Consider the following 3,656-nt stretch of genomic DNA (forward strand, 5'->3'; position numbering starts at 1 on the left):
TATATGCGTCAAGCACAATACGACAAGTTGAAGAAGGAGGGTGTGAAGTTTCAATTGAATCTGCTATCGCTGATGGGAGCGTATGGCAGTGGGGCAAAGGAAAAGGCTGAAAAGCTATTGCGTATGGGCTACTACGATTTTGTGGGTACTGATACGCATCGCCCAAAATGGTTGAAACGCGGAGTGGAAAACTTCGTGGTGCCCAAGTCAACTCTAGATCGCCTAAAACCTCTTTTCGAGAATAGCGTGGCATTGGTTGATGGAAAACTAAAGAAATAATATTTTTGGTTTGATCTATAAGGAAGGGAGTTTCACAGTGAAAAGAGTGATACTCCCTTTTTCTTTTGTGGGAACAAAAGAAGTAAGTCCTCTTATTGATGAAGGTTTGAGTTGATGTAATGATTGTGGTTAGAGTAGTGCCTTGATTTTCTTTAGTGTTATTGATATTCTTTTTCTGGTGAATGTACTTTTTCTTTTGTGTGAACAAAAGAAAAATGTACCAAAAAGAAAACTGCGATTAAGAGAGAGCAGCGAAAAGCTTGCTTTTCAGATGCCGAACGTGAGCAGTTTGGGCGAAGCCAAAAATCACCAGCAGGTCTCCAGAGGCTACCGTAGCATTGTTATGAGGTGGAAAAATTCCGAACTCGCTACGCTCAGACAAGGAATTTTTCCACCTCCTCCCAACGCTACACTACGCCCCTTCCCGACGATGCTGGAAAGAACCTTCGGAGGATTATCGCTTCGCTCAATAAGTTGATATTTTTTGCATCTTTAAAGGTGTACATAGAATAACACCAGCATTGTAAAGTTCTGCAAGTACCTACCGAAGGCAACGACGTAGTCTTGATTCTTTTTTTGTACTTTTTTCTTATCAAGAAGAAAAGAAGTACATTCTCAAACTAACGAAAGAATAAAAACTCACCAACACTCTAAAGAACAGAGGCTTGAAATGTTGCGAAGAGAGCATCCACGCATCAAGAAAAGAAGAAAGAACAAAGGCTTGTAATGTTGCGAAGAAGGCATCCACCCATCAAGAAAAAACAAAGGCTTGTAATGTTGCGAAGAAGGCATCCACGCATCAAGAAAGAACAAAGGCTTGTGATGTTGCAAAGAAGGCATCCACCCATCAAGAAAGAACAAAAGCTTGTCATGTTGCGAAGGTAGCATCCACCCATCAAGAAAGAACAGAGACTTGAAATGTTGCGAAGAAGGCATTCTTTTTATATAGTTAATTAGAGTTAATAAGGATTGAATTTGAAGCTATCATGCATATATATCATATAAAAGACGCTATATTGGAGAGTAAAATCAATTATTGCGGTTATGTTAATACAGTTTTCAGTACAAAATTACAAAACATTTAAAGAACAAAACACTATAAGTTTACTAGCATCTTATGATAAAGAGCTTTCTCATAATAAATTTTCCACAAAATTTGATGTAGAAGTATTAAAGAGCGCTGTGATTTATGGAGCCAATGCAAGTGGGAAAACGAAATTTGTAGAAGCACTAGGTTTCATGAAATACTTTGTATTGAATAGTGCTATTTATACTCAGAAAGGAGATTCAATACCCATAGAACCTTTTCAATTGAATACTGAATCCATTCATGAACCTTCGCGATTTGAAATTATATTCTCTTATAAAGAAGTGTTGTATCGCTATGGCTATGAAGTGTCTAGAAGTGAAGTGGTATCAGAATGGTTATATTATAAGCCCAATGTAAGAGAGGTAGAATTATTTTTTAGAGATAGACAAACCTTTACCACTCATAAAAATTACTTTAAACAAGGGAAGATACTCATTGATAAGAAGATGGTTCGCAATAATGCATTATTAATTTCTGCAGCCGCACAGTTTAATGATAAAATATCGATACAAGTAATAGAATGGTTTAGAAACTTGAAAGTATTAGAAGGTTTAGAATCTAGGAAATATCAAGGAGAGACCATGTCTATGATTAATGGTGATGCCAAAAAAACAGTTTTAAAGGCTTTGGAAGCTGCTGATTTGGGTATAGAAGATTTGAAGCTTGTAGAAATGGGTCTTGAAGAATTGCCTGAATCTGTCAAAAATGAAATTACAACGCAGATGAATAAAGACAGAGAGGCTAAATTCAAAATATTCTCGGATGTGTCTACTGTTAGAAAAGTATATGATAAAAATAAAAAAGAAGTAAGTATAACCAACCTTTCTATGGAGTCGGATGAGTCGGCTGGAACACAAAAGTACTTTGCCTTGATAGGTCCTATTTTTGAAGCTTTAAAAAATGGGAATACACTTGTAATAGATGAACTTGATTCAAATTTGCATCCTATCTTAATGTGTAATATCATTTCCCTATTTAATTCAGAGGTTACCAATAGAAATAATGCCCAACTTATTTTTAACACACATGATACTAGCTTAATCTCATCAGAACGAAATTTATTTCGAAGAGATCAAATCTGGTTTGTTCAAAAAGACCTATTTGGAGAAGCTAAATTGTATTCACTTGCTGATTTTAAAACAGATACTGTAAGGAAAGAAGATGATTTTGAATTTAAGTATCTATTGGGAAAGTTTGGTGGAGTGCCTTATACGATAAACTTTGAGACTACTATTGCTTCATTATTATGGGGAGACGATGAAAAGAAAAAGTAGAAAATTGTTCGATTTAAAGAGGAGAGAACCTTCAAGGGAAGAATATCCAAGTATCCTTATTGTTTCAGAAGGAGAAAATACTGAACCTAGTTATTTTAGACAATTTAGGCTGACTACAGCAGAAGTTATACCTCTGGGTATAGGTTATAACACAATGAGTTTAGTAAATAAGGCTATAGAACTTAGGGATAAAAAAGTAGGTACTTCGCACGAATACAATCAAGTGTGGTGTGTCTTTGATAAGGATGATTATTCTGATGACCAATATAATAGTGCTATATTTAAAGCTAAACAGAATGATGTGAAAGTAGCTTATTCAAATCAGTCTTTTGAATACTGGCTGTTGTTACACCTAAAGGATCATCAGGGTGGGGCATTGCATAGAGATAATTATAATAAAGAGATTAATAATCTCTTACCCCAAAATGTGAAATATGATGGTAAAGGTTCTAAGCTTGTTTCTGCTGATTTATTTAAACATCTTTTATCGAAAGATTTAAAAACGGGGAAGACTTTGCAAGAACTGGCGATAAGAAGAGCTAAGAAGCTACATCAATTGAAAGATTCGTATTATGATAGTTTTGCGAAGCAAGAGTCAATGACAACTGTTTACAAACTAGTAGAAGAACTCTTAAAGTTCTGTTGATATTCTTTTTCTGGTGAATGTACTTTTTCTTTCGCTTGCCCGAAAGAAAAGATGTCAAAAGAAAACTGCGATTAAGAGAGAGCAGCGAAAAGCTTGCTTTTCAGATGCCGAACGTGAGCAGTTTGGGCGAAGCCAAAAATCACCAGCAGGTCTCCAGAGGCTACCGTAGCATTGTTATGAGGCGTAAAAATTCCGAACTCGCTGCGCTCAGACAAGGAATTTTTCCCCCTCCTCCCAACGCTACACTACGCCCCTTCCCGACGATGCTGGAAAGAGCCTTCGGGAGATCATCGCTTCGCTCGATAAGTTGATGCTTTTTGCATCTTTAAAGGATGCTTATATATAAAGATGTACATAGAATAACACC

General features: G+C 36.2%; 4 protein-coding genes. All 4 read left to right on the top strand.

Annotated elements, in window-relative coordinates:
• Positions 1–279 (top strand): CpsB/CapC family capsule biosynthesis tyrosine phosphatase (locus tag K8V80_RS01380; RefSeq protein ID WP_338083530.1); only part of this gene is annotated, 279 nt, incomplete at its 5' end.
• 665 nt (positions 280–944) lie between these two features.
• Positions 945–1,196 carry a hypothetical protein gene (locus K8V80_RS01385; RefSeq protein ID WP_276774923.1) on the top strand — a complete coding sequence of 84 codons (252 nt, stop codon included), beginning with the start codon at positions 945–947 and terminating at the stop codon, positions 1,194–1,196.
• Between the two features lie 127 nt (positions 1,197–1,323).
• A complete protein-coding gene (locus K8V80_RS01390) occupies positions 1,324–2,643 on the top strand; it encodes an AAA family ATPase (RefSeq protein WP_276774925.1) in 1,320 nt (439 codons plus the stop codon).
• On the top strand, positions 2,627–3,289 hold the full coding sequence (locus K8V80_RS01395) for an RloB family protein (protein ID WP_276774927.1): 663 nt from the start codon (positions 2,627–2,629) through the stop codon (positions 3,287–3,289). Before K8V80_RS01390 ends, K8V80_RS01395 begins: the two co-directional genes overlap by 17 nt.
• Positions 3,290–3,656: the final 367 nt, after the last annotated feature.

The organism is Bacteroides coprosuis, from assembly GCF_020741705.1.
In the GTDB taxonomy this organism is placed as follows: domain Bacteria; phylum Bacteroidota; class Bacteroidia; order Bacteroidales; family Bacteroidaceae; genus Bacteroides_E; species Bacteroides_E coprosuis.